This is a genomic window from Paenibacillus favisporus (assembly GCF_040545415.1).
Lineage (GTDB): Bacteria > Bacillota > Bacilli > Paenibacillales > Paenibacillaceae > Paenibacillus_AQ > Paenibacillus_AQ favisporus.
In genome coordinates, this window is record NZ_JBEPLV010000008.1 from 291,708 (window position 1) to 318,085 (window position 26,378).

The 26,378-nt window shown below is 40.4% G+C and carries 37 protein-coding genes and 1 pseudogene; 34 read left to right on the forward strand and 4 right to left on the reverse strand.

Going from position 1 to position 26,378, the window contains the following annotated elements:
* Positions 1-24: 24 nt before the first annotated feature.
* The 7 genes and pseudogenes from ABID47_RS30020 to ABID47_RS30050 all read left to right on the forward strand — a co-directional run bounded on the left by ABID47_RS30020 (position 25) and on the right by ABID47_RS30050 (position 4,287).
* Positions 25-402 (forward strand): VOC family protein, encoded by a 378-nt coding sequence (locus tag ABID47_RS30020; RefSeq protein WP_354502759.1) that lies wholly within the window; start codon positions 25-27, stop codon positions 400-402.
* 64 nt (positions 403-466) lie between these two features.
* Positions 467-829 carry a VOC family protein gene (locus ABID47_RS30025; protein ID WP_116231992.1) on the forward strand — a complete coding sequence of 121 codons (363 nt, stop codon included), beginning with the start codon at positions 467-469 and terminating at the stop codon, positions 827-829.
* Between the two features lie 125 nt (positions 830-954).
* On the forward strand, positions 955-1,116 hold the full coding sequence (locus ABID47_RS30030) for a hypothetical protein (protein ID WP_163879033.1): 162 nt from the start codon (positions 955-957) through the stop codon (positions 1,114-1,116).
* Between the two features lie 137 nt (positions 1,117-1,253).
* Positions 1,254-2,195, forward strand: coding sequence for a phosphotransferase enzyme family protein (locus ABID47_RS30035; RefSeq protein ID WP_354502447.1), 942 nt, complete (start codon positions 1,254-1,256; stop codon positions 2,193-2,195).
* 43 nt (positions 2,196-2,238) lie between these two features.
* Positions 2,239-2,352 (forward strand): annotated as a pseudogene (locus ABID47_RS30040) (GNAT family N-acetyltransferase); the annotation flags it as partial.
* 224 nt (positions 2,353-2,576) lie between these two features.
* The gene (locus tag ABID47_RS30045; RefSeq protein ID WP_260845687.1) at positions 2,577-2,705 is read left to right on the forward strand and encodes a YHYH domain-containing protein; all 129 of its coding nucleotides are present in this window, start codon (positions 2,577-2,579) and stop codon (positions 2,703-2,705) included.
* 520 nt (positions 2,706-3,225) lie between these two features.
* The gene (locus tag ABID47_RS30050; RefSeq protein ID WP_354502449.1) at positions 3,226-4,287 is read left to right on the forward strand and encodes a CHAP domain-containing protein; all 1,062 of its coding nucleotides are present in this window, start codon (positions 3,226-3,228) and stop codon (positions 4,285-4,287) included.
* A gap of 365 nt (positions 4,288-4,652) precedes the next feature.
* On the opposite strand, the gene ABID47_RS30055 is transcribed toward ABID47_RS30050, so the two are convergent.
* The gene (locus tag ABID47_RS30055) at positions 4,653-4,853 is read right to left on the reverse strand and encodes a hypothetical protein (protein ID WP_354502451.1); all 201 of its coding nucleotides are present in this window, start codon (positions 4,851-4,853) and stop codon (positions 4,653-4,655) included.
* A gap of 179 nt (positions 4,854-5,032) precedes the next feature.
* Positions 5,033-5,260 carry a DUF6199 family natural product biosynthesis protein gene (locus ABID47_RS30060; protein WP_116231993.1) on the reverse strand — a complete coding sequence of 76 codons (228 nt, stop codon included), beginning with the start codon at positions 5,258-5,260 and terminating at the stop codon, positions 5,033-5,035.
* 1,375 nt (positions 5,261-6,635) lie between these two features.
* Here ABID47_RS30060 and ABID47_RS30065 point away from each other — a divergent pair.
* From ABID47_RS30065 to ABID47_RS30080, 4 genes are all read left to right on the forward strand, one after another.
* The gene (locus ABID47_RS30065) at positions 6,636-7,199 is read left to right on the forward strand and encodes a GNAT family N-acetyltransferase (RefSeq protein WP_354502453.1); all 564 of its coding nucleotides are present in this window, start codon (positions 6,636-6,638) and stop codon (positions 7,197-7,199) included.
* A 242-nt stretch (positions 7,200-7,441) separates the two neighbouring features.
* Entirely contained in the window at positions 7,442-7,861 is a 420-nt protein-coding gene (locus ABID47_RS30070) for a GNAT family N-acetyltransferase (RefSeq protein ID WP_354502762.1), read from the forward strand.
* Between the two features lie 285 nt (positions 7,862-8,146).
* A complete protein-coding gene (locus tag ABID47_RS30075; protein ID WP_354502455.1) occupies positions 8,147-8,587 on the forward strand; it encodes a pentapeptide repeat-containing protein in 441 nt (146 codons plus the stop codon).
* Between the two features lie 237 nt (positions 8,588-8,824).
* Positions 8,825-9,319, forward strand: coding sequence for an NUDIX domain-containing protein (locus ABID47_RS30080; protein WP_354502457.1), 495 nt, complete (start codon positions 8,825-8,827; stop codon positions 9,317-9,319).
* Positions 9,320-9,361: 42 nt separating this feature from the next.
* Here the strand turns inward: ABID47_RS30080 and ABID47_RS30085 are convergent, their stop codons facing one another.
* On the reverse strand, positions 9,362-9,826 hold the full coding sequence (locus ABID47_RS30085) for an AraC family transcriptional regulator (RefSeq protein ID WP_354502459.1): 465 nt from the start codon (positions 9,824-9,826) through the stop codon (positions 9,362-9,364).
* Positions 9,827-10,179: 353 nt separating this feature from the next.
* Between ABID47_RS30085 and ABID47_RS30090 the strand changes: the two genes are divergently transcribed.
* The 19 genes from ABID47_RS30090 (at position 10,180) to ABID47_RS30180 (ending at position 23,463) form a co-directional block, all read left to right on the forward strand.
* On the forward strand, positions 10,180-10,635 hold the full coding sequence (locus tag ABID47_RS30090; protein ID WP_354502461.1) for an NUDIX hydrolase: 456 nt from the start codon (positions 10,180-10,182) through the stop codon (positions 10,633-10,635).
* Between the two features lie 45 nt (positions 10,636-10,680).
* Positions 10,681-11,184, forward strand: coding sequence for a 2,4'-dihydroxyacetophenone dioxygenase family protein (locus tag ABID47_RS30095; RefSeq protein ID WP_354502463.1), 504 nt, complete (start codon positions 10,681-10,683; stop codon positions 11,182-11,184).
* Positions 11,185-11,265: 81 nt separating this feature from the next.
* Positions 11,266-11,823 carry a GNAT family N-acetyltransferase gene (locus tag ABID47_RS30100; protein ID WP_354502464.1) on the forward strand — a complete coding sequence of 186 codons (558 nt, stop codon included), beginning with the start codon at positions 11,266-11,268 and terminating at the stop codon, positions 11,821-11,823.
* A 234-nt stretch (positions 11,824-12,057) separates the two neighbouring features.
* Positions 12,058-12,468 carry a hypothetical protein gene (locus ABID47_RS30105; protein WP_354502465.1) on the forward strand — a complete coding sequence of 137 codons (411 nt, stop codon included), beginning with the start codon at positions 12,058-12,060 and terminating at the stop codon, positions 12,466-12,468.
* Positions 12,469-12,723: 255 nt separating this feature from the next.
* A complete protein-coding gene (locus ABID47_RS30110; protein WP_354502467.1) occupies positions 12,724-13,179 on the forward strand; it encodes a GNAT family N-acetyltransferase in 456 nt (151 codons plus the stop codon).
* Positions 13,180-13,545: 366 nt separating this feature from the next.
* Positions 13,546-14,040: a DinB family protein gene (locus ABID47_RS30115; protein ID WP_354502469.1), complete on the forward strand. Its 495-nt coding sequence runs from the start codon at positions 13,546-13,548 to the stop codon at positions 14,038-14,040.
* A 16-nt stretch (positions 14,041-14,056) separates the two neighbouring features.
* Positions 14,057-14,431 carry a VOC family protein gene (locus tag ABID47_RS30120; RefSeq protein ID WP_354502471.1) on the forward strand — a complete coding sequence of 125 codons (375 nt, stop codon included), beginning with the start codon at positions 14,057-14,059 and terminating at the stop codon, positions 14,429-14,431.
* Between the two features lie 33 nt (positions 14,432-14,464).
* Positions 14,465-15,013, forward strand: a complete 549-nt coding sequence (locus ABID47_RS30125; protein ID WP_354502473.1) for a GNAT family N-acetyltransferase — start codon at positions 14,465-14,467, stop codon at positions 15,011-15,013.
* 267 nt (positions 15,014-15,280) lie between these two features.
* Complete coding sequence (locus ABID47_RS30130; protein WP_354502475.1) at positions 15,281-15,865, forward strand: NUDIX hydrolase; 585 nt, start codon at positions 15,281-15,283, stop codon at positions 15,863-15,865.
* An 83-nt stretch (positions 15,866-15,948) separates the two neighbouring features.
* Positions 15,949-16,779 carry a hypothetical protein gene (locus ABID47_RS30135; RefSeq protein ID WP_354502477.1) on the forward strand — a complete coding sequence of 277 codons (831 nt, stop codon included), beginning with the start codon at positions 15,949-15,951 and terminating at the stop codon, positions 16,777-16,779.
* Entirely contained in the window at positions 16,780-17,484 is a 705-nt protein-coding gene (locus ABID47_RS30140; RefSeq protein ID WP_354502479.1) for a hypothetical protein, read from the forward strand. It begins immediately after the preceding gene.
* A 187-nt stretch (positions 17,485-17,671) separates the two neighbouring features.
* Positions 17,672-18,256 (forward strand): sigma-70 family RNA polymerase sigma factor, encoded by a 585-nt coding sequence (locus ABID47_RS30145; RefSeq protein ID WP_354502481.1) that lies wholly within the window; start codon positions 17,672-17,674, stop codon positions 18,254-18,256.
* On the forward strand, positions 18,246-19,001 hold the full coding sequence (locus ABID47_RS30150) for a DUF3600 domain-containing protein (RefSeq protein WP_354502482.1): 756 nt from the start codon (positions 18,246-18,248) through the stop codon (positions 18,999-19,001). Before ABID47_RS30145 ends, ABID47_RS30150 begins: the two co-directional genes overlap by 11 nt.
* Positions 19,002-19,089: 88 nt before the next feature.
* Positions 19,090-20,049 carry a P-loop NTPase family protein gene (locus ABID47_RS30155; protein WP_354502484.1) on the forward strand — a complete coding sequence of 320 codons (960 nt, stop codon included), beginning with the start codon at positions 19,090-19,092 and terminating at the stop codon, positions 20,047-20,049.
* Positions 20,050-20,100: 51 nt separating this feature from the next.
* Complete coding sequence (locus ABID47_RS30160) at positions 20,101-20,346, forward strand: hypothetical protein (protein ID WP_076173370.1); 246 nt, start codon at positions 20,101-20,103, stop codon at positions 20,344-20,346.
* A complete protein-coding gene (locus ABID47_RS30165; RefSeq protein ID WP_354502486.1) occupies positions 20,343-20,723 on the forward strand; it encodes a retropepsin-like aspartic protease in 381 nt (126 codons plus the stop codon). Before ABID47_RS30160 ends, ABID47_RS30165 begins: the two co-directional genes overlap by 4 nt.
* A gap of 118 nt (positions 20,724-20,841) precedes the next feature.
* On the forward strand, positions 20,842-21,435 hold the full coding sequence (locus tag ABID47_RS30170; protein WP_354502488.1) for a YdeI/OmpD-associated family protein: 594 nt from the start codon (positions 20,842-20,844) through the stop codon (positions 21,433-21,435).
* A 143-nt stretch (positions 21,436-21,578) separates the two neighbouring features.
* Positions 21,579-22,118 carry a GNAT family N-acetyltransferase gene (locus tag ABID47_RS30175; protein WP_354502490.1) on the forward strand — a complete coding sequence of 180 codons (540 nt, stop codon included), beginning with the start codon at positions 21,579-21,581 and terminating at the stop codon, positions 22,116-22,118.
* Positions 22,119-22,278: 160 nt separating this feature from the next.
* Entirely contained in the window at positions 22,279-23,463 is a 1,185-nt protein-coding gene (locus ABID47_RS30180; RefSeq protein ID WP_354502491.1) for an alanyl-tRNA editing protein, read from the forward strand.
* Positions 23,464-23,643: 180 nt separating this feature from the next.
* Here the strand turns inward: ABID47_RS30180 and ABID47_RS30185 are convergent, their stop codons facing one another.
* Entirely contained in the window at positions 23,644-23,727 is an 84-nt protein-coding gene (locus ABID47_RS30185) for a putative holin-like toxin (RefSeq protein ID WP_220687457.1), read from the reverse strand.
* 164 nt (positions 23,728-23,891) lie between these two features.
* On the opposite strand from ABID47_RS30185, the gene ABID47_RS30190 reads away from it, so the two are divergent.
* The 4 genes from ABID47_RS30190 (at position 23,892) to ABID47_RS30205 (ending at position 26,353) form a co-directional block, all read left to right on the forward strand.
* The gene (locus ABID47_RS30190) at positions 23,892-24,380 is read left to right on the forward strand and encodes a HEAT repeat domain-containing protein (RefSeq protein WP_354502493.1); all 489 of its coding nucleotides are present in this window, start codon (positions 23,892-23,894) and stop codon (positions 24,378-24,380) included.
* A 104-nt stretch (positions 24,381-24,484) separates the two neighbouring features.
* Complete coding sequence (locus tag ABID47_RS30195; RefSeq protein WP_354502764.1) at positions 24,485-25,219, forward strand: N-formylglutamate amidohydrolase; 735 nt, start codon at positions 24,485-24,487, stop codon at positions 25,217-25,219.
* A gap of 47 nt (positions 25,220-25,266) precedes the next feature.
* Positions 25,267-25,791, forward strand: coding sequence for a DNA topology modulation protein (locus ABID47_RS30200; protein WP_354502495.1), 525 nt, complete (start codon positions 25,267-25,269; stop codon positions 25,789-25,791).
* Between the two features lie 73 nt (positions 25,792-25,864).
* Complete coding sequence (locus ABID47_RS30205; RefSeq protein WP_354502497.1) at positions 25,865-26,353, forward strand: DUF4830 domain-containing protein; 489 nt, start codon at positions 25,865-25,867, stop codon at positions 26,351-26,353.
* The last annotated feature ends 25 nt before the right edge of the window (positions 26,354-26,378 follow it).

Sequence of the window (26,378 nt, forward strand, 5' to 3'; positions counted from 1 at the left end):
AAATGGGGGCTGATTAAGATAAACATCAATCGTTTAGATCATTTAGTTTTGACTGTTTCGAATATTGATCAAACCTGTGAATTTTATTCGCGGGTCTTAGGAATGCGAACTGTAACATTTGGAGAAGGACGAAAGGCATTGCATTTCGGGCAACAGAAAATAAACCTACATGAAGCAGGCAAAGAGTTTGAACCAAAAGCGAAAATGCCTATGCCAGGCACTGCTGATTTATGTTTTATAACAGACGATCCTATACCCGATGTCATACGCCATTTAGAATATTGCAATGTAATGATTGAGGAAGGTCCTGTATTAAGAACAGGGGCATTAGGTTCGATTACGTCCGTTTATCTTAGAGATCCAGATGGAAATTTAATCGAAATCTCTAATTACGAATCGTGAATATGAGAACGTTACATGTATGAACGAAGCGATATATTAAAAATTTTTCAAAAGGAGCATTGATATGATAAAACGATTTCATCATGCCCAAATCACAATTCCGAAGGGAAAAGAAGAAGAGGCCAGGAACTTCTATTGTGGAATTCTCAAATTGGAAGAAATCTCAAAACCGGAATCATTAGTTGGTCGAGGCGGCTTTTGGGTTCAGGTAGGAGATCAACAACTACATATTGGAACTGAAGATGGAGTGGATCGTTTACAAACGAAAGCCCATCTAGCGTATGAAGTCGAAAATTTAAAAGAAATGGAAAAGCTGCTTAACAATAATGGTATTGAGATACTGGAATCTGTAGCAATACCAGGATATGAAAGATTTGAATTCAGGGATCCATTTGGCAATCGAGTTGAGTTTATTAAACCAATTTAAAAATATGTGATCTCAAAGGCATTTTAAAGATGAAATTAAGAAGTACATGATCTGAGGTGTTACAAAGTTCCTTCGTTTAACAAAGTGTTGCAGCGTCGATTTAACAAAAATAAAGGAGTTAATTTATGAATAATAGTGAGTTCACTGTTGGCTGGGGAACACTTGCATTAATTAATGCAGGATTAGCACAAGGAAAGAACAGAAGCGGACTTCATTGGTTTTTAATATCATTATTAATTGGACCATTAGCAACGCTATTCATCGTGGTATGGGATAGGAAAGATTAATGGCTTTGTAGGGAATATCGAGAAAGTCGATTCATCTGATAACACTGCATCGCGGCCGGCTCCTGGCTGCGTCTCAAGCCGGGTGAGACGTGTGATAACAGAAATGTTAACTTATAAGCAATTAAGGAGGGAAATTAATGAAGGTAGATAAATCTGTAATAAACCAAGTTCTTGATGTATTGGACTACCATGGAACAGATATTCATTTACTCGGTGGATATTTTGATAACGTTTACGAAATCTCTTCGGAAGTACCGGTCATTGTTAAAATTTTTAATAGTGAGTTGAATACTGAAGAGGACATACTGTCCGAGATCGAATGGACTCAATTCCTTCATGAAAATGGAGTAAAGGTAACGATTCCTATAAAGCTTACTGAAGAATCATATATCAATATTTTGACAGACAAGCTGTTTTTTGTGGCATACGAGAAAGGTAAGGGAACTCATATTGATGTTAACAGTGAAGACTGGAACGTAGAACTATTCAAGCAATGGGGTAAGGGGATGGGAACAATGCATTCCTTATCCAAAAGGTACGAAGGAAAGCGCAAACGACCAGAATGGAATGAGCATAAGATTTATCAGATGAGTATGGATTTATTTGATTATAAAATTAAAGAGAAGTGGGAGCAATGCCTTCAAGTCATCAAATCAATGAATCACTCTAAAGAATTGTATGGAATCATTCACGGCGACCTAAATCACTTTAATTTCCTATATGATAATGGCGAAATCACTTATATTGATTTTGGAGATAGTGAATTTAATTGGTTTGCATATGATATTGCCATTGCTATATACCATGCTTCACAGACGATTAAAGATAGAGCTCAGCGGGATCGATTTGCGTCTATATTTTTTAATTCATTTATGGAAGGATATTCTATGGAATATTCAGTGAATGAGATAGTAAAACACATAGACTTTTTTGTAAACTTTAGGCATCTGTATTCCTTTGTTTATCATAATCAATTTTCACAAAAAGATAAGTTGAACAGCCAACAGCTTATGTACCTAAAAGAAATGGGACAATCCATAATCAACCAGAAAACTTATTTGGGCATTTCGTTAGTATAACAGGAGGCTAGGGGGCCAAGCTTTGGACTATTTCTTTCAATCAATGACCCAAGAACAGGCTGAGTTGATTGCTTACCAATGGAAGTATAAAGATGAGTATTCTTTTTATGACATTGCTGCGGATCAAGAAGACCTGCAAGAGTTGTTGGATGAGAAACATTGAAGATGGCGATGACACTATATAACAGTGTTTACGTAACGATCCTTATGGCCCTTGGTCGCTAAAATGAAACCAGCCGAGTTTATTACAATTTTCTATATCCTAAATATGGAATTCACTGTAGAATAATAGTTGATTTTAATAAACCCTAAAGCAGAGGGGTACATAAAGGTGAACTAATGAAAAAGATAATTGTGCTTTTCCTTGGGCTAGCGGTTTTAATGGGAACCACATCTTCTGCTTATGCGCATTCAGGACGGACCGATAAGAATGGTGGACATAATTGTTCAGCGAAATCCAAACAAAAAGGACTTTGTACTGGGTATCATTATCACAATAAGAAGAGATAAATCAATGAATATGGTTTAACAAAACCCAGCTAAATTAAATTTTAGGCTGGGTTTAACATTATGAAGATCATAAAAAGTGGAATCAAAGAAATGAGAGGCATCATCTAAAACCATATCCTCACATCAGGCACTCTCCTTCGGTCCGGCAGAAGTTAGGAGTTGGATTTGATGAAGAATATACGATTGAATCACTTCCCCCATTTTGCGTATTGCTCGTTAGTTTTCTAACATACACATCGAAATCTAAGCTTCCTGCCTTCTTTTCAATGAGAGCTTAATATATGAATATATTAGAACTCCAGGTGGTCCTATATCACTTACGATTTTTAACGCTAAATAATCCCCCTAAATGGCAATATATATAACCGAAAAGCTGCTTAATCATAATTGGATTTAGAGATTTGGAATCTGTAGCAATATCAGGTTATGAAAGATTCCAATCAGCATTTGGCAATCGATTGGAGTACCAATTTAGAAATATCAAATAAAGGCATTTTACAAAAATTAAGGAGGCGATGCTTTGAATAACAAACGGCTGGATAGCATTCGTATTTTTGTTCAAGAGATGATCGGTTCATTGGATAGTGAAATACAGCGACAGGAAGCTTGTGTTCAGTTATCTGGAGTGTCCAACACTGCCTCGCTGCTTGCAAAGCGAAGGGATCAAAATCAAGAAATTGCAGCCATTTGTGGCCTTCTTCATGATTATTATCGCTTTAATACTGGAATCATAGAATTCCCTGGCGTCAATAGTGCAGAAACCGTAAGACCGATTTTAAGAGAGATGAAGGCCTTTACTACAGAAGAGCAGGTCACAATTTTACGGGCAATCTTTTATAGAGATTACAGAGATCGGATCCATGGTCCTCTTGATGAAATCATTAAGGATGCATATGTTTTGCATTTGTATTTTCAAAATCCGGGTTGTATCATGCAGCAACAAGATGCCGACAGACTGCAGAAGGTTTTTCGTGAACTGGGAATCCCGGGAGATTGTATAGTTGAGAAGAGCAACCAAGAAGAAATTATTTATAGTAACTTAGATAAACGAATGAGAATGGCTGAAATTGCTGAAGACCTGGGGAGAGCAAACATCATCGGATTGCCAGGTGATCAGCGATATCGGGAAATTTGTAAATATTGGCCGGATCGAGCCATCTATCAAGTTTTACAGAACAGTTGGTGCGCTGCTTTTGTGTATCATTGTTGTTTTGAAGCTGGATTTTTAATGCCGATCCGATACCCTAATGGTAAATATCGACTTGCCGGTGTAGGAGCGTTGCTCGAATGGGCACATTTACCTGAAACTGGTTTTTTTCATATTGATAAGCATAACGGCTTTACTCCCCAACGTGGCGATATCGTGATCTATGAAAAATTACTATCTAATGATTCACATGACCACACGGGGATTGTACTGGCTTGCAACGATAATGAAATTTTAGTCGCCGAAGGGAATAGGGATAATCAGAACTACTCCAGTGTTTTTTACAGAGATAGGTGGCATTGTATATTAGGGTATATCCGGATAAATAACAACTATGAATATCAATTTAATGATACTTACAACCCTATCCTATAAATATGGACTCATTGCTGAATGTTTCGAAAAGTCTTGGACATCCGATAACATGAATGTTAAAGGTTCCAAAAGGAGAGGAATGTATGCGGCTATTTGAAGACGTGCTGGAATTTTTCGACGAGCATTTGAAGGGAAACGTCGCAACGCTGCTGAAAGGACCAATTGAGGCGTAACCGGAGGTCCGGTTTTACGGCCATCAAGCAAATAAACGTTAGAGAGGGTTAAGAGGTCTCCGGCATGGCGGCCTCTTTGATGCTGAGGTTCTTGCCGTTACAACACATTAGTCTAGCCGAATATGCACCAATCGTGAGGTTGGGCCAGATCTTATTCCAGTTTTGGTTGCGCGAGACGAATGAGATCTTGTTCTATTTCTGTTTTTTGAAGAAATCGTACTTGATCACAAAATCAAAGAGAGCCATAATTGCAATTGCTCCAAGTGGAATCATTAAGTATGCCCGTGGCGGATGATTTGGAACTTCACCAGGGGGAGCTTCAATTAAAATTCCATAAAGGACAATGCAATAAATAATGGCCAACACAATACCTGTCATGTTTCTATGTTTCATAGCTGTTTTTCACCTCCAGACCGAACATCATTTCATGTCTCGGCGAGGCATTTGTCATGCCGCGGTCGAGTACATAAGAGACGATCAACCCTGTCGTATCGGAAATAAAAGAGACTAGGGGATTGGACTTTATTATCACCAGATTTACTTGAATATGTAATAACTTGCTTACTGAGAGCTTAATATATAAATATTAATAGAATTCCAAGTGCAAAGAAAAATGAACCAATCACGATCGCAATAAACCCACCAAATTTTCGGGCTTCAATGTAGGCGTCACTTGGCTCGGAGTCACCTTTCACTTTCCACGCTTCATTCATATTCCAACCAAACGTGGGTTTAATGCGACTAAGGATACCGAGTGCAATAAATATAGCACCGAAAATAATGAAGGTTGCTTGAACCATGGGTAAATCAGCTCCTTTATATATAAGACGCTTAGGAGTTACTTGAAGTTCCGCTTAGGATTAAAGAGGGGGAGTTCAGCCCCATATCACTTACGATTTTTAACATAAAACAATCCACCTATTATAACAATGCCTATCACAAGAAATATCCAATATGCGATTCCCATTAAACCAACTCCTTTAAAAAAAAGTTGCATTTTAAGCATAGAGGGGAGAGGATGAAAACGAACAGTGCAGGAGGGAATAGTAACGATAACAAAAAAGGCTAATGTCTATTTAGGATAACAGAGAAGATGAACAACGCACCTTATATTAAGGACAATACTCCACGAATTTGGGTAAACTTATAACGTTTCTCTGTTGCATAGGGATCCCCGAATCCACCAAAGCATCTTGCATTTGGTCTTAAGATCGCAAATAGACCATAAGCAAATACAAAAATACCAAATAGTATCAAAGCCATGCGAATCAACTCCTTTTTATATCAAACGCGAAGAAGTAAGAAAAGAAACAGTTAGAGAAGCAGAGGAGGGGGGAGCTCCTATTTTTTCGGCCTTGGATACAATAACAGGCCAGATAGGACTAAATCATAAAACCCTGCTTGAATGGATCGAAGTACCGCCAAAGCAATGAATATATAAGCAAGGGAGAGGCGAACGCAACCCTACCTGTTATTGAGTTGGGGATTCCGCGGTCGCTAAAAAGTAGGATCCAATTAACCCGATTTCGATAATTACAAAAATGAGCACTACCAGCAGGAAAATTTTTTTACCACTCATGTTATCACCTCCCGAAGCAGAAGTTAGATTGTCGAAGACGCCAGGGTGATATTTATGAATTAAAAGCAAACCATATGATCAAATAAATTAACCCATAGATAGCGATTAATCCAACTACACAGATAAGCACGATCAAAATCACAAGTTTTTTACCATTCATGGATGCACCTCATTATAGACCTTAGCACAAAATAAGGAGTTTAATCCATCAATAACCACTAACGATGAATCATCAATAAGAATAGAGTGTAATGACGTAGTAGAGTCAGAAGTCAGAAAAAATACTATTCGTTCTTCTTTTGTATCAGTTTCTCAATGTAAATCCAAACATAGTAAGTAATCCAAAAGGCAATCATGGCTAGTAATGCCAAAGACTTTTTATCGTCTGGAAGAGTGAAAGCCAGGATGATCGCGAGAAGGAGGAAGGGTGGTAAAAAGTCTGATGAATTTTAGAAGGATATTGTAGGTTCAAGCAAATAGGCACGTCAGTGCCTAACATTTAGGACTGACGCCCCCCGGTTATCCAATGTATAATCATGGAAGATGTCCCGGATGACACAAGAAGCTATAAAAACCCATAAACCGGAGGATCCAATATGCCTTTTAAAGATGCATTTACTTCTTTCCCTAAGCTTGAAACTGAAAGATTTATATTGAGGGAATTACGTTCGGAAGATGCCGAGGCATACTACAGTTATTTCTCAGATCATGAAGTAACAAAATACTGGGGATATCAAGGGCCCAAAAATATCGAGACAGCCTCCAAGACATTTACGCGCTTTCAAAACGCATTTACTAGAAAAGAAATGATCACTTGGGGAATAGCTACGAAAGATGAGGATCAAATTATTGGGACATGCATATTAAACGATTTTGTGAGAGGATCCATGGTTAACTTATCCTACAACTTATCAAGAGATTATTGGGGAAAAGGGATCATGACCGAAGTGCTCAATACGATTATTCCATTTGCATTTAATGAGCTGGATATGAATCGAATACAAGCTAAAGTAATGCCGGAAAACCATTCGTCTGTAAATCTTTTAACAAAGTTAGGTTTTGTGCAGGAGGGTTTGCTTCGGGACTATATATTTGGTGAGTTCATCACGGATACATTGATATTCTCGATGCTGAAGAAAGATTTTATTACAGCTGCGTAGCTGCGGCTTTTTAGTTTAGAACATATATCGTTTGCAGAAAATGATTAACTTCAAGGAGAGAAGCTCAACAGATAACCCTGCACCAACTAACCGCTCTGCTGCCGGCCAACCCGCACTTATTTACCCCATAGATCTTCCATGTGTATTTCATTCGCGACATTCTGTTGCTTGAAGGGGTTTCACCATTTCCGTTATTATGTTTATATCACTCATAATTTTTTTGTGGATAGGAGATTGATCTTATAATTATCAGAGAAGCAAGTAAAATAGACTACCCGCAGTTAAGACAAATATATCTTGAATCGCGTCGCAAGAGCTTTCACTGGGCAAATGCAGAAGAGATGAATTTAAATGATTTTGATAGAGATACAACTGAGGAATATATACTATTAGCTGAAGAAAATTCCCAAATCCTTGGTTTCGCATCTTTATATTTACCTGAGAACTTTATTCATAATTTATTTGTACACCCCAATTTTAGCGGTAAAGGGGTTGGTACTCAATTAGTTAACCATGCTATAGAAAAAATGGGTAAGCCCGTAAGATTAAAGTGTGTATCTGAAAATCATAAAGCATTGGGTTTCTATGAAAAAAGTGGATGGAAAAAGGTTGTTGAAGAAGGAAAACCCGGAGAGAAGTATTGGGTTTTAGTATATGAATAATAAAAATAGAGGTCTTTAGTAAGAAGATCGTTTAGCGGGCTGACGTCTTGTCTTTATTCGAAGAAGCGGGCCCATTACATCAGACTTCGGGGCTTACGCCTTTTGTTTGTCAGATGTATGATTATGGAAGATGGTTCAGACAACACACGACCCGGCCTAAGATAGGAGTTATCTAAGGCCGGGTCGCTTCGTTCATACGGGAGATGTTATTTGAAACCAGTAGGAACCTATTAATAAACATCATTGAAATTTACATACAAACCTAAATTGAAAAGGAGAATGAGCATGGGATTAAAAGTTGCAAAGATGGAATTGGAGATGAAAGATATTTCAGGATCTAAGTTCAAAGAAGTTAATGCGGAGGGATTAGACTTTGATAATGTTAACTTATCAAAGTCTAAGATTAATAATGCAAATATGAGTGGAATGATCTTAAATGACGTTAATGCTAGTGAAGTTGATATTAGAAATGCTAACCTATCCGCGACTTCAGTTCAGCATGCAAATATGAGCCATATGAAGGTAGATCATGTACATCTATTCGGGACTGAGTTTGTAAATATTGTTTTGCCTCAGGAAGGTGACAGAAATTATGATCCAAACGGAGATTACAAGCCTATAGTGTTTCATAATTGTAATTTGAGCAATATGGAGATAAATAATTGTGACATTACCGGCTTAAAGATCAACGGGATATTGATAGAAGAGCTGCTTAAGGACAAATGATAAACTTTTTGTGAGTAACTCGAAGACGGCACTGGCACACAGATAACATAGTATTCACGCTGCGGATCGGCATACGCTGATCTTTGCTTCGCCCGGGGAGATGAGCAGGGGAGCTGAATCAGGTGTAAACATCGATCTCCCTAAGATAGGAGCAATCAAAGGGAGATCGACGTCGTGAATACGAGAGCCTTAGGTAACAGTGATGCATATACATAATAATTTATCGAGGTGTCATAGATGATTAGAAATACTGTCCGGGCACTGATTATTCAAGACGGACGTTTACTCGCAATTAAGAAGGAACGTCCTGAAGTAGGAGTTTATTATGCTTTGCCAGGAGGGGCACAGGAGGTCGGCGAAACCCTAGAGCAGACATTACAACGTGAATGCTTTGAAGAACTAGGAATTGATGTCGCAGAACACAAGTTTATTTGTATTAGAGAATACATATCAAAAAATCATGAGTACTCTTTTATCGTGAAGGAAGTACATGCAGTAGAGTTTATTTATGAATGCAGGATCAAAGCGACTGATACTTTTATCAGCTCACAGGCTGATGTTGGACAAATCGGAACGGAGTGGATACCCATTGAAAGTATAAAACAATCTGTATCCGAGTCAGACCAAATATCAAAACCATGTAAATTCCCTATAACAACAAATGACTTTTTAAAAGAATACTTTAGAGATCAGGGCTTAGAATTATATCGAAATACAAATTATGAAAGCTAATCATGATCATCAAGGCAGTGGAGTTTGTTATCATACGCTGGACTATAACGCTTTTACAGGTATACATATCTCGCAATCATGGTTAAACAACATATCACCAATGTATCTTTCGAATATGGGCTTGTTGTCTATTTGATATCCGCTACTATTTAACGCAGGGAAAATATCAGCCCACGCTTTTTGAATATCCTCGGCTGTATGCTTCACCTTATAGGTAACATAATGTCCACCATCGAGTTCAGTTTCGAAAATGTTATGATCCGTGTCTTCTATCCGATAATCGTCTGAAATAACAATACAAGCATCATAACGACAATCCTCAGGAGGCGTAGTTTCCGGATTATCTTGGGCAATTCCAAGCAGTATGGATGATCCGTTGAGTAAATTTTTTTCTGCAACCCATTTCTTTAACGCTTCCATTGCTTGGATGTTCTGAGGACCGTATGGACCTACTTGGCGCACAAAAGCAATGCGGGTTTTTGGCATCATTTCAAATTTAATAACCATGATTCATTCCTCCCTGGATGATATTGGATACACAACGCATGCTAACATGATATAAAAATATATTCATTAGTTTTTTCGGAAGCCCATTTGGGTGTAAGCAAAAGCGGGAGGAAAAGCAGGCATTGAATCGAATATAGTGAAGGTATTGAAGGTATGGGCAATAAGATCGCGATCATAAGAGTCAATGACTTCATCTAACATAAGTTTAACGCTACAGGTGTTCACCCTTGATTAAAAGCAGAGAATTGCAGAGAAGTGCAGTGCAGTCGCTCATCTACAAAGACACAATAATGGAAGAAGGGTGGCAATGCATTTGCCCAAATCCACAGTAAGGGAACCAGGGGGATATAATCATGCTAAAATTTATGAATGAACTTCCGACAGATTTCCCAATTGCTGGAGTTCACTGTGTACCTGTATTTGATAACGGCAATCTGATGATGGTATGGGATCGAGAAGAGAAAGTACTTACTACCATTGGTGGAAGACTCGAAGAGAATGAATCCATACAAGAGGGTTTAGAGCGGGAAGCTTTAGAAGAAGCAGGGATAGAACTAGCTGAGATAAGAATACCGTTTGCCAGCTGGTTTTGGAAGGAAACCAATTCGTATACCGTATATTTTCTAACTCAAGTTAATAAATTCGTGAGTATACCTGAAGGATTTGAAAAGACAGGCTACATCATAACAAATTTTGAAACGGCTATAGATATGATAATGAACATCGAAGGAAGAGGAGAACGAATTGAAATCATCAGAAGAGCAGGTATGTTGGCGGGTCATCTCGATCAAGAAAGCAGCAGCAGATAATTCTTGCGGTGAATCAGACCGTTATCTTAAAAGGAGACCTATACCATGAATCCATTGATTAAAGATGCTGTAGTAAAATTAGCTGAGGATCTCCAATTACCTGAAAGGGTCTTTGATATTGAAGATTTACCTTGGGTTCCTTTCGATGAGGGGAAAGAAGCAAATTGTTATTTTAAACCTCTTCGATTTGATCTAGCCACCGGCACCTGGATATATCTCTTTAAGATAAGGAGTAATCAGGTGCTGACACGCCACCGGCATACTGGAGGATCTGTCATAGGATACAACATTCAAGGACGATGGAGATATGAAGGACGCATTTGGATTGCGAAACCAGGAACCTTTATTTTTGAACCGCCTGGGGATATTCATACACTTATTACTGAAGATGAAGAGGTCATTACTTTATTCATTTTGGGCGGATCTTTGCAATATTTCGATCAAGATAATCAAGTTATTGGTCAAGATGATATTTTTACAGTACTGAAGAAATATAGAGATTATTGTGAGAAGAATGGAATCGAAGTGCGGGAAGATCTTGTTTATTAAGTATTGAGGTGCTTAAGACAATGGACCAATTTCAAATGAAGCTGGGGATACGTTTTATAAAGATAACAGGAGGGAATTACTATGCAGCAATTAAACAGAGCATTGGAAAGTGACAGGCTTTACCTTCGGCCGCTTGTAAGTGAAGATTCCGATATGTATTACCCTAACATGTTGAACGAAGAAGTGAGGAGATTGACGGGAACCCAAAGAGTATTTTCAAAACAGATGATCGAAAATTATATTGAAGAAATACAGAATGAAACGGATCGTATTCATTTATTGATCGTTCTTAAAGAGGAAGATCGTATTATTGGAGAAGTTGCACTACAGGATATAGACTATGTAAATCGCAATTCCAATATACGGATAGCCTTATTTAATCAAGCGGATTTTAGCAAGGGATTTGGAACGGAGGCTCTAAAATTATTACTGAATTATGGCTTTGGGGTGCTGAATCTACATAGAATTGAACTTAACGTATTCTCCTATAATGCAAGAGCCATAAAAGCATATGAAAAGTTAGGATTTATACAAGAAGGAATTCAGCGGGAGGTTCTCTATTATAACCATGAGTACCATGACTCCATTACAATGAGCATATTAGAGAATGAGTTTCGAAGAAATGAAGGAATTGGATAATACAGTATTCACGCGGCGAGGCTTTATGGGATTGCTAGAATAAAGAGCAGTACCTATTTTGGAATTGTTTCAGGGGAGTGTTTATGAAAACCTATATTTATATGGTGAGGCATGGCGAATCACCTAAACTCGAAGGAAGCGAAAGAACTCGTGGGCTGACTGGGTCAGGGTGAGCTGCACCAGGGGAGCGCCGAGTTTAGTAAACGTGAGTTTCTTGAAAAACAATGAAATGAGGTGAATACACTGACTGTTGTTGGTGTTCTAGGAACAATACATAATGAAGAGCTAAGACAGAAATATAACTGTTCGCTCGATCTGTATAAAGAAATTATTGAAGAGTTCAATCCAGATATCATTTGTGGCGAAGTTCATCCTAATGCTTGGGATAAATATTGTAAAAATAAGCGCGAGAGGGGATATTGGGGGGAGCCGGCAAGTGAGTACTGGGAGCTGATCTTTCCTTTATGCGAAAATAACAAGATCAAGTTCGTTCCAATCGATTGGTTTGAACTTGATGTATGGAATAACTTTGATCCCTTTGCCGAGCTTCCTGAGGGAGTAAGGGAGAACATCATGCGAATGGATGATGAGTGGTTTGACAAACAAATGGCAACGCATTCGTTTGGAAGGATCCCTTTTAATTAAATAGAGTTTGATAACATCACAAGAGCAAAATATGAGTGGCTAGAACAATTGAACCCAAGATCGTTTAATTTTCGATGGAAGATCCGGAATCAAATCATGATAGAGCGTGTAAGAAATACCGTCAATTCTAGTCAAGGTAAGAAAATTCTTTGCATTATAGGTGCTGATCATAACTATATATTTATTAATGAATTAACAGGGCAAGACATCGAACTGAAATATCCATTAAGATAACTCAATGAGTTGGAGGTTAACATGGATAAAAATGTTACATATAGGAAGCTACAAGTAGGGGATGAATCGATATTTTTTGATTTAGTATTGCTGTTCAATGAGGAGTTTGAATCACCTAATACCGACTTCGTCAATCGTGTTAATATTGCGGAGCTTTTATCAAATCCTTTATTTATTTGTATCGTTGGAATAAAAGGTAATGAGGTTATTGGCGGATTAACCGGATATGAACTGCCCATGTATGATCGAATGGGTTCCAGTTTGTATTTATATGACATAGCGGTAGGAGCAAATGACCAACGTAAGGGAATAGGAAGCCGCCTGGTCAAGGAATTAGTCGAGTATTGTAAATCAAAGCAAATCCATGAAATTTTTGTTCAAGCAGATGCTATTGATCAACACGCGGTTGAATTTTATAAAAAACTTGGTGGAGAGATATCAAGTGTTTATCAGTTTACATTTACTGTTAAATCATAATGAACTAAAAGCCCTTGCGAATTTTAATTCGAGCAGGAGATAGTCACACATCCTACAGGGAGAACTCGGTTCCCCCTTTTTTTCATTTTTCGTCAGCTTAGCCCCGATCCCCTTTCTCTAGGTCCGCAGCGACCCGAATTCACTTCTTAAGTCGTGAGACCATTAGCATTAATGCGGAAACTTTCTGCTCTCTACAAGCGCATCCCGTCACAAATATGGAATTCCTCGCCAACCTATAAAGAGAATCATTTTATTGGAATAAGAGAGGAGTTTTGATGGTATAATCAGGAAAAATATTGTCTAAGGATGGATTACAAAAGAATTTGATAACTTGTAGGGATACCAACCAAATAAGGAGGCCACAGCATGCTGAAATTATTCGAGTATAACTGGCAGGTTCGCAAAGATTGGTTAGACTGGTGCGATACGGTGAGTGAAGAAGAGCTGCTGAAAAAACGCACCGGCGGGTTAGGCTACTTCCTTCCCACGCTGCATCACATTGTGGCGGTCGAGTATGGCTGGATATGCGGCGGAATCCAGGAAAAAGCAGTTGAAATCCCTCCGTTTGAGAAAGTGGCCAGTGTGCAGCAGATCAAAGATTTTTCTGCACGCTGCCACGAGGAGCTTGCTCCATTTGTCTATGATTGGAACGACAGCCTGGAAGACCGCATTATGATCGATATTACGGACGAAGGGGAGCGAGAAGCCCATACATACGGCGAGGTTATGCGGCATCTGATCGCCCACGAATTCCACCACATCGGTCAGTTGTCAGTATGGGCAAGAGAGATCGGAAAGAAGCCTGTTACAGCAAACTTGATTGGCAGAGGATTATTCGATATTAACAATCCCAATGTATAAGTGGAGGTATTCGAAGATGAATCAGGCTGCACTTTCCGGACCAACCATGGTCTTACTTGTCAGAGATATTGAAAAATCAATCGATTTTTACAAGAAACTCGGTTTCAGTTATGAACTCGTTGGTGGTCCGGTTGTCCAACATGTACATATGACAAGAGATAAAGTAACCTTTATTCTTCATCAAGCAGCCAATCCGGAAGATGTAAGACCCTCTTCTTCAGTTAAGGGAGGACTCTATTTTGACGCCTTTTGTTATACAAATGTTCGACAATTGCTAGAAGAGATTAAGGATAAAGAAATCCCCATTGTGCAAGGTCCGGATTTGAATGATTTTTTTAGTGAATTCACGGTTCAAGACATTGATGGGTATAGAATTGCGTTCGGGGGATAAGTTACGTTACTCAACACGAAGGGAGAAGACGGGATGACCCCATTTCCCATATTAGAAACAGAAAGATTGGTTCTAAGACAGATTACACCAGAGGATTCAGGCGACCTTTTTCATTATTTCTCATTGGATGAAGTAACAAAATTTTATGATGTGGAGAGCTTTACGAATGTACAACAAGCTGAGGAATTAATTGATCGGTGGCAGCAAAGATTTGAGAAAAATCTAGGCATTCGCTGGGGGATTACTTTAAAATCTGAAAGCCGTGTCATTGGCACATGTGGGTATCATGGTTGGATGAAACATCATTTTAAAGCCGAAATTGGATATGAACTGACACCAGATTACTGGGGTAAGGGCTTTATGACCGAGGCCATTCAGAAGGTAATTGAATTCGGGTTCCGCGATTTTGGATTAAACCGGATCGAAGCATTCGTTGAACCGGGGAATGTGATTTCAAGGAAGGTACTTGAGAAAGCCGGGTTTAGCGAAGAAGGGATATTGAAGGAACATTTTTATTGGAGAAATCAGTTTGTTGATACTGCCATATTTGCATTGCTTAAGAAAGATTATCAAGTAAGTTAGCAGAAGACATACATCAATGATAACAACAAGAGAAAGTAAAAAACCACCCAAAGGTTGAGGCCGAAATTGTACTGACCAAGTGTTGCTGCACTTGGTTTTTATTACTTATATAAAAAATGTATCAAAGTGTGGATTAATTTTAGGAACAGCTAGTTGGATTGAAAGGTAAACGAAAATGGCAACTTCAAGACATAAGTCGTTTCAATTTGCATGCTTAAGCTCTGGTTTGTGAATTCTCTTTATACGTTATCTGAAAGGCGGTTATCCATGTTTAAATACAACATTTGCTTCCTTAAACAAAACGATCAAATCCTGCTCCTTAACCGGGAAAAGCCGAGTTGGATGGGAAGGTGGAATGGCGTGGGCGGAAAAATCGAAGAAAACGAATCGCCAAGAGAGTCTGCGCTGAGAGAGATCGAGGAAGAAACAGGGATTGCCCTGGATTCCATTGATTTTAAGGGTATTGTAACTTGGATTGTAGATGGTAAGTTAACCGGCGGGATGTATGCTTATTTCGCTGAGTTACCGTCCGATTTCATCTATGAGACTCCCATAAAGACACCAGAAGGAATCCTGGACTGGAAGAGCTTGGACTGGATTATGCACCCGGAGAATAACGGGATCGCAGATATCATTCCGAAAAGCATACATCGTTTTATAGACGACGCAAACTGCTATGAACACCGTTGTTTTTATGAAAATGACAAATGGACGCACGATATATTGATAGAATTGGACAAGGACATGGATCAAATGACAGATAAAGAAAAGATGCATGATTGGTATTTTCGTGAGCAATTCAGAAAAGGTCATACATCAGATAACATGGTATTCGCGCTGCAGCCCGACTGACGCCGATCCTTGCTTGGGCTATGGAACATATGATCTTCCTATGCTGTTGAAATCAAAAACTTAATCCGTTAGGGAGTAGAATCATGAACTATAGAATCTTGCCTTTTTCACAAATCAAACATTTGCTGCCAGTGGACAGTTGGGCTTATGTTCGCAATGAACGAAACAACGGCGAATTCGAAAACGAATCCGTCATATTGCTCGAGGGAGATACTCGGCTCGATAGCTTGAATCTGGATAAGCCCTTCGGTGAGGAATCTGTCTTTATCGTACTGGTGGACGGCAATCTCGTCGTTGATTCCTATATTTATAATGAAGACACCGACGGTGCGACGGGACTGACCGTATTGGGCGATCTCCAAGCGCGAAATATGGTGGTTGGTGGCCAGGAGATTTATGTGACAGGTGACCTGCAGGTGTCCGAGTTGTTTTGGGGGGATTATAATCACGGCGATTTGACGGTAGCAGGAAATGCTGCTGCCCTTCTTTTCATGGATACCGAAGAGTATCATGTATCGATTCATGGGGAGAAGAATTTTAAGCTTCGAATCAACGAGTGGGACGAATTCGGGAACGGGTATGACCTTGACGAAGACTTGCTTCAAGAGGTGTTTATGCAGGAATGCCTGATCCAGACCGATGAAGAAGTCATGCTGTACAGGGAGAGAATGCTGGAACATTTCGAAAGCGGACGTTCGGTCATTGTGCCAGATAAAGTCACTGCCGCAAGCGAAATCGACATCCCTTTCCTGTTTGAAAATGCTGAAATCAGCATAGTGAACCTGTGTCGGCTGACAGACTCGATCTTGATGCCGTCCGAAGCTAACGCAAACGGAAACCTGAAATATGAGTTGCAGGACGATTTTTATCGTGTTATTCGTTCGCAGGCGCCATTGCCATATCGGGCGGTCTAATTGCAGCAAGATCCTTTGGCCGTCATCATCGATATAAAAGAGACTGAGCAGGAGGATCGACGACTAAGCAGATGGGTCCGGCGTTCGAATAACCAAGATTTGAGCCTGAACATCAGGTGGCGATACATTGAAGGGGAAGACACCGAATGGCACGCGCTGGGCGCTCATTCTCCGAACGATATCCATCTTCTTCTGCAAAACGGTTGGCGCACATTGCTGACGCAAGTGTCCGTGTTCGAATACTATCGCCGATTCATCCGTCCGGAACGAATCAGAGCGCTCCTTTCTTTGCCTCTTGCTGAACCGTATGATGACTTTTATGACGATGATAAAAGCGGATTCTGGAGCGGCAGCGTATACACTGCGTTTCGGCAGCCTGGCGTGGTGCGCGATGGAGAGGAAAAGTCGCCCTGCTTTCTTGTCGCAAGAGAAAAAGGAGAGGAGATGGATATCTACCATTTTGTACTTGAAAAAGATGCGGATGGAACGGAATACGTCCATATCCTTTACCAGGCTGAAAATGGGTATGAACATAAGGCTTTTCCTCTCTGGGATCCGGACAAGCTGAAGACCGCCTGCTGGCTCTTTCGTATGGCAGAGAGAACGCTGCTTTCGCTCAATCGGAGCTTGCTTAAAGGGAGAGCTCCCTACGAGGCGGAAACGTTCGCCATTGAGTATTGGGAGCGAAAAGGCTATCTGAGATAGTCGAGTTAATGAAAAACAAATCTCCTCTAAATTGAGTTTCAAGACAATCCCCAAAAAAGTCCTTCGATTGTTATCCGGAGGGCTTTTACCATTTCTTTGACCCTTACACAGAATCATTTAGAAAATAATTCGAACGATATCATTCGTTTTTACCAATAAATAGTGTAGGCATAAAGGGAGGTGGCAAATGAATCATCCAACTGAATATGCGAAGCTCGTTGAACTTACACTAGCGGGAAGCCGTGATGCGTTTGGTGAGTTATATGAAGCAACCATCAAGGACATTTACAAAACCGTTTATTTTCTGGTAAAAGAACAGTCTGATGCCGAGGATGTTATTCAGGAGATTTATATTCAGGTATATCGCTCTCTCGAAAAGTTTGATGCAAACAGGCCTTTTCGGCCTTGGTTAATGGGAATCGTGATGCGGCAAATTCAAGCACATCGAAGAAAGCGTTGGACACATGTAAGAGTCATCAAAAGAGTGGAACAGATTGAACAAGCGGTGGTCTACGATTTCTCCAATGAAGTGGTGAACAAGGTATCGAACCGTTCGCTGCTTGCATGCGTAGATCGGCTTCCTTTTAAGCTAAAGATCGTAATTATCCTGCACTATTTAAACGATTACACACAAGAAGAGATTGCATCTATCCTAGAGATACCTCTTGGTACCGTAAAATCAAGGATCCATGCTGCTCTGCAAAAGATTCGTAAAAAACAGAATATGAACATTTTGGCAAGGGGAAGGGTGGAGAAACTAAATGAGTCTTGATGAAAGATTAAAAACTGCCTTTAAGGAAGAAACCAAAGATTGGAGCGTACCCGCTAATCTTAAGGGAAAAATACTGAGCCGGGTCGTAACTCATCAACCTGGACGGCCAATGAAGAAATGGGTTGCTGCAGGTATTTTGGCCGCGGCCTTGTTAATCCCGACAGGCGCATATGCCGGGTACAATTACCTAGCGGATTCCATCTATGGTTCACAGGAGAATATCGCCAAGTATGGGGTGGGTCAAAATCAGTATGAAGAGCTAGAGGCAAAGCTGCAGAGCGCCAAACAAAACCTCAGTGAAGAGGAATTTACAAAATGGATGTCTTTACTTAAAGAGTTGGGAACCATTAATATGAAGATTGCCGATGCCCATGGGGACATTCATCCTGATCGATTGAGCGCAGACGAACAAAAACATTATAATAGCTTAATATCTGAACTTGAGCCTATCTTTAGTAAATTAAACGAAATTCAATCATCTCCAAAAAGGGAAGTTAAAATGGCAGATAACGCTGCTTTCTGGGGAGGAATCGTAAATCAAGCCAAACAGGCATTCAGCAAAGAAGAATTCGCTGAGTTCCAAACATTGATTAATGAATTGAAGGCGTACGACGCCAAGACGCTTGATCCAGATGGGAGCGTCCATCTAGAACGAATTTCAGAGGAAGATGAAGCGAATATAGATCGGGTGACAGAGCAGCTGCAGCCGTATTTTAAAAAATTGGGCATTACAGTAAAGCCATGATCTTGATTTTGAACAGCATCATCACTGGGGGGCCGACTGACGGCCCCTTGGTGTGCCCCGTTCATAATCCATTTTAAAGGATGATTCCATGAAGAAGAATCTTATACTCATTGAAGGCATTCCTGGTTCAGGCAAATCCACATTTGCCCGATTTTTGGCCAATCAATTTGAACGAAATAGGATCCCTTGCGGATTATATCTTGAAACCACTTATGATCACCCGATTATCGAGTTTAACGGTCACGAAGATAACACATTGTTCCTTGAAGCTTATTATGATCGATGGTCTAAGTTTCTGGATCATTTTCCTAAAGAAGAAGTGGTTGTGATGGAATCCGCATTTTTGCAGAGCCCGATGGTTCATTTGCTCCATAAAGAAGCGGAAAGAGAGCTTATTAAGTCATTGGTACATAAAGTGAGTGATCGGTTGAGTAAGGAAAATTGTAATTTGATCTACTTTTACCAGAAGGATGCATTGGCAGCCATTAACAAAATGATCGAGCAGCGCGGCGGTAGAGAGTATTTGCTGCGAAAACATAAGGAATATAAAGACGAGCCCTATTTTAGAAACCGGCAAGAGCAAGGTCCCGAGTCGCACATCTCGTTCTTTTTGGAATATGCCGAAATTACCAATGAGATTGTTCGGGAATTGAACATCCCAGTTGAGATCATCGAGAACTCGTCCGCAGATTACGGGACGTATCAAAAACAAGTGCTTGAAAATTTCGATTTGAAATATGTTCCCGATCCCGTTCTTGAAACCTCATTGCTCAGGAAATACTCAGGCTTATATCATCATCAGGGAATGGATCTCAAGATATCCGTAGAACTCATCAACGATGAACTGTGGATCTTTGGAAACAAAAGGTTGAGGCCGAAAGACACTGATCAATTTTACCTGGATGATATCAGCGTAACTGTAAGATTTATTACAGATCAAACGAATGTCACTGGTTTACTGATAACTGAAAAGGATTGGTATGCTAATCGAAACGATGGGGGGACACTTTTTGAAAAAATCTCAGCACCGGATAACAATTCTGTTTAAGGCTTATTAATAGATGATACAATATATTTAAAACGTTTGGAGGGATCTAACGTGAAGTGGCAAGAAGTACAGCAAATCTTCCCAAACCAATTTGTAAAGTTTGAAATTCTTCATTCCGAAGAGAAAGATTGCCAAGAAATTATTGATGATGTGGCTGTAATTGGGCCTATTAGAGATGAAGAAGCGACAGAGGAATTATTAAATAGTAAAGGAAAAACCTTGGTTTATCACACATCAAAGGATCAGGTTATTGTGAAAATTCGGAAGAACGTTGGCCTGAGGAGATACCTTAAATGAAAATTGAATATAGAGATGGGTTATTATTTACAGAGGTGACTGTGCATTTCAAGGGACAAAAGAAAACTATAAATAATATAGTTATAGACACAGGAGCAAGCCACACCTTGATTTCACAGGATGAAGTAGATGATATCGGTATTCGGGTCACCCTAGAAGATGATATAATAACTAGTTATGGAATCGGCGGAAAAGAACATGCATTCACCAAGAAAATTGAAGCGTTCCAGGTGGGAGAATACACCTTAAGGAATATCCAATTGGACTTTACTTCATTCAGATATCATACGATTAACGGATTACTAGGATTGGATATCTTAATAAATGGCAAATTCAATATAGATCTGGACAAACTCGAACTACTACGTCTGCAATGAAGATTGCGGATTTTTTGTTTATTTTCAGAGGATAAAACCCCGTATCAGACACCAGATTTCTGTAAACAAATAATGGATATATACCAAAACCGCTGCGAGAAAAGGAACGAGCATAACCATGGAAAATAAAATGAATCCCAAAGTAGATGCATATGTAGGCAGAGCCACGATGTGGCTTGAAGAAACGGAGAAATTGAGAGAGATCTTGCTTGATTGTGGGCTTACCGAAGAATTAAAGTGGGGCAAACCTTGTTACACGTCACAGGGGCGAAATATCGTGATCATCCAAGGATTTAAAGCCTACTTGGCGCTTCTGTTTTTTAAAGGCTACATGCTACAAGATCCCCGTGGCATTCTGGTTAAAACCGGTGAAAATACGAAAGTAGGGCGTCAGGTCCGGTTTAATGATACCCAAGAAATCGTCGAGCTGGAACCCATCTTGAGAGCTTATATTGCGGAAGCCATTGAAGTCGAACAATCCGGTGTGAAAGAAGATATCATCAAAGAGACACACCTCGATATTCCCGAAGAGTTTCAAAATAAACTAGATGAGAACCCTGCCTTGAAAGCTGCTTTTGAAGCACTGACGCCGGGGCGGCAAAGAGCGTACGTGTATTATTTTTCGGCGCCCAAGCAATCCAAAACCCGGGAGTCCAGGGTCGAAAAATGTACGCAGCAAATCCTCGATGGCAAGGGATTAAACGATCGGTAAAATCCGCTGCGCAGGCCATAGCGAGATTCAGTTTTTAAGACGGATTTTACATCTGGAAAATGCAGCATTCATCCAATCCTCCAAGTCCTTTTATATACTTAAATCTGAGTATAGCTAATTACAAGGACTAGGGTGGCGATGACATGTTAAAACAACGTGACTTGCACGAATGCCATGTACTGTACAACCTGATGACGGATCCGGCCGTTTTTCCCTATGTCCGTTATCCATGCCAATCGTATGAGGAATACTTATTCATCACCAAGCAGTTGATCGTTGATGAAGAGCAGGGGACGTGCATCTCCAGAACGATTCTTGACGACATCGGTCAACCCATCGGCACCATCGATCTATATCATATCCATCATCGAACAGGCTTCCTGGCGACTTGGATTGGGGTCCCTTATTTTGGAAAAGGGTATAACCAACGCGCAAAGGAAGCATTTTTGGCTGAATTGTTTCTTAGACAGGATATTGAGACGATCTTTTTGAAGATCCGCACCCAGAACATCCGGTCGAAGAGAGCCGTGGAAAAGCTGCCATACGTCAAATTAGCCAATGAGCGGTACGAGCAGGTCTATCAATCGATTAATCGCTCGCAGCAGCGCTATGATTTGTATGGTGTGGAGCGGTCTGATTTTTTGGAAAGCAGTGGAGGCATACAGCATGGGGTTGCGACATAACCGATCGTGCAAAAATGTTCTAACATATCATGAAGACCGTACTGTTGGGATGCTGCAGGCGGTTTTTTCTTTTTCAGAAGGATTTGGCGCAGGGGGACCGTTTTATAGTAAGCTGGATTTAAAGTGAATTTAACCATGACAGGACAGTGAGGATACGAACATGACGAAAAAGCTATATTACGAATCTGCATATACCCGGGAATGGGAGACGCGTATCACGCGCAAAGTGGAGCGGGAAGACGGAACCTATGTGGTACTGGAGGAGACAGCCTTTTATCCGCACGGTGGTGGGCAGCCCTGTGACCTGGGATGGATTAATGCGATCCCGGTGCTAGATGTCTTTCTGGAGGAAAGAGAAATCCTGCATAAAGTCGAGCGTTTTCCTGAAAAAGAAGACGTCCGCTGCCGATTGGATTGGGACAGAAGGTTCGACCATATGCAGCATCACAGCGGCCAGCACTTACTGTCGGCGATGTGTCTGGAGGTGTGTAAAGCGGAGACGCTCAGCTTCCACCTAGGTGAGGATTACGCCACCATTGATATCGCACGGTCCGATCTGCCTCCGCACGGGCTGATGATGCTGGAGCTGGAAGTGAATGATCAGGTTTACTTGAACCGAAAAGTAACGAGTTATTTTGTGAGTCAGGAGCAGGCAGCGGCCCTGCCTCTGGTGAAGCAGCCGAAGGTGACCGAGGATATCCGGATCGTTGAGATTGAAGGCATCGAGTATAACGCCTGCGGCGGTACGCATGTCTCTGCAACAGGTGAAATCGGGATGATCAAACTGTTGAGAGCGGAGAAGCAGAAGGGACATACGCGTGTTTATTTTAAATGCGGCTATCGGGCGCTCAGAGAATTTAATGCCGGCATGGAGATTCTCGGCAGCTTGTCGACCCGGTTCAATACCGCCAAGGAAGAAATTATGGACCGGATTACAAAATGGGATCAGGAACAGAAGCAGCTCCAGGCTGAATTAACCGCGGTAAAAGCTGAGAATGACGCTTACCTGGCTGAGAAGCTGCTAGCCGACCGTCAGGGCAGCCTGATTAAGCATGCATTTGCGGACAAGCCGCTGAAAGATATGCAGAACCTGGCGGCCAAACTTACCGAGCAAGCGGATGTGATCGTGCTTTTCGTATCGGGGGCGGACCATAAGGTGCTTCTCGCCCGAGGAGGGGATAGCGAACTCGCCTGCGGCGCGCTATTTAAGCAGCATCTGGCCGATTATCGCGGTAAAGGCGGAGGCAGCGACAAAATGGCGCAGGCCGGTTTTGCCAACGGGGAGGATGCGATGGCATTTTACCATTTTGCGGGGGAGTTATTGGAGTCGTTTGAGAAGAAGTAAGTTTTCATATGCGGTTTAGTAAAGAAATACCTCTGTAAAAGCGTTATATAATGAGCTATACTAAGGTAAGAATAAGTAAGGAGTCGTGCGGGAACACGACTCCAGTGCACAATAACTGCATAAAGAGCAGTCGGCCGCTAAGTGGTGGTCGAAATAGACCGTTTCCTTAGGCAGGGCGGTCTATTTCTTTTTCATGTAGGTGAGAAGCGCCAAAATGAACATGCCAAACATGAACATTAAGGAAAGTGCGTCTTTGACCTCCATGGGCATCACCTCAGAGAGAATCAGAGAACTTATATTAAATGTATATTTAGACTACACACGACCCGGCCTTGGATTAGAATGATCCAGAAGTCGGGTCATATTATAGATGCAGGAGTATTAGCTGCAATCATTTCGCTACCCATACATTAAAGGATTGATTTGAATTGAATTTAAACAGAATAAATCAACTCATTCTGCGTAATAAAATAGATGAAGCACTTCATTTCATTGAAGAAGTAGGGGGAACTAAAGATACAGCAGTTGCCCCTCTTTTATTAGAACTTCTGACCACGACAGAAAACCACCTCATAAGAAACCAAACTGCGATTGCATTATCCGATATGGAGTGCCAAGAAGCAGTAGTGCCAATTATCGAATTACTCAAAGATCCCAAAACATTAGGGTACAGAGGATCACTCCTATATGCGCTGGAGCCCTTGAATTATTCAAAGCATATCGACATTCTTTTGGAGTTTGTTATTTCCGGGAATTTCGAAGTGAGCAGGAATTCTTTTTTATTGTTAGAGCAAGTTAAAGACCAAATAACTCCTGAACTTAAACAAAAGTATAGAAATAAAATGAATACAATCATTGAAGGATTAGAAGAAGAAATTGAATTTTTAGAAGAGGCCATTGAAGAACTAAATCTATAAAGAGTTGAAGTAATTAAAGAAATGATGAATTCGACTTTAATCATTGGAGGTGAAAGAAAATAGACCCTTTCCATATCCAAAGAAGTACATCAAAATCCCCGTTTATTACAAGTATTCCACACGGCTCCTCATTATTAACCGATGAAATGAAGTCTAGATTAGTTCCTGGAGTAATTTTAGCTAACAATGATTGGTATGTTCACGAATTATACGATTTCTTAGACAGTATTGATTTCACAGTTATATCTGCGAACTATAGTCGGTATGTTATCGACGTAAACCGGGATATGTCATTCAGAGATAATAAAGATAATTACAGAAACTCGTTAATTTATCATAAGACTACTTTTGGAGAACAAATTTATGATACATCACCAGATGAGGCAATAATCAAAAATCGAATTGAAACGATGTACCTGCCATATCATCACTGTCTTGCGGAAGAAATAAGGCAGATAGCATCAAATCATCGAAAGGTATATTTGTTTGACCTGCATAGCTTCTACATCCAGTCTTCAGCGGATATTGTTCTTGGAACCCGAGGTGGCCAGACGTGTTCAGAGGAATTCCTAAATGTTCTAGTTAAAGCATTTCGAGAAGAAGGGTTCAAGGTTGAAGTAGATGCCGAGGGACTTTCAGGCGGTTATATCGTATCTCATTATGGATCGCTTTCACATACAGAAGCTGTACAAATTGAAATCCGGTATACTACTTACATTGAGGATCGTGTCTTTGGTAAGGAAGAAGTCATCGATAAAAACAATGATTTGTTTATGGCAACAAAAGGGAGGTTACATAGGGCATTTATAAGGATAAAAGCTGAGTTGGAATCTCTATGAGGATGCTGACATCCTAGGATGTTCTTCAATAGAAAGGAGGATAACCCTTGACGAATCGAATCGCGATCATCGGCTCAGCCGGTTCCGGTAAATCTACCTTATCTCAAAAGTTAGGCGAGATTCTATCATTGCCTGTTGTTCATCTGGACCGATTTTATTGGAAACCAAACTGGACTCCAACCGTAAATGACGAATGGGATGAATTTGTGAAGGAGGCTGTATGCGAAGACCAATGGATTATCGATGGAAATTACACCAGAACCTTGGGTATTCGATTGAATGAAGCGGATGCCGTCATTTTTTTAGATATGCCCAGACTCTTATGCATTTATAGGATCATGAAAAGACGAATCAGATATCATGGAAAAACACGACCCGATCTCAACGAGGAATGCCCCGAAAAACTGGATTGGGCTTTTTTTATTTGGGTCTGGAATTATAAGAAAAGAAGCAGATCCAAGGTCATGGAAGCGCTCGAACAGGTAAAGGGTCGAAAACAAGTCGTCATATTAAAGTCGAGGAAAGAGGTACAGGAGTTTTTGGATCAGGTGAAGAATAATGGGAAAATTTAGGTGAATGTTGTGTTATATATGCGGTATTATCAATATATATGTGGGAAACCAAATGTAAGGGGGCAGGTCATCATTGCGATCCAAAATCGTTATTTTACTGATACTGATTGTCCTCGTACTTACAGGGTGCAAAGAAGAAAAGAAAGAATATATGCCGTTTTATAAGCCAATGCACACAGACTATTTGCAAAAATTTGGCTGGCAGGCGGAGCGCTTTGCATCGGAAACAAAATATGAAGCAAAAACTTTGCAGAGTTATAAGGATCATGTCGATACTATCCGAATGGAAGGGAACATTGATTTGGCACCGTTTTTTAACAAGGAGGTTGTAGAGACAGGTTATGTCCTTAAGGAAAAAACGGATCTATATAATCAGATTGTAGCCTATATTTTAGAATCCGAAGGAAAGGTCATCGGAGGCTATCTAGAATTTAATCATGAGGTGCTGCAACCGGACGGAGTGATCGAAGTTCATCCTGGCCAAACCACACCGATGTTCAATGCCAAGGATTCCAACAAGCAATTTGTGATAGGACGTATTATAGAACCAGACAGTAAATGAGTAGTGGCATTTTACTTTTGAAAGC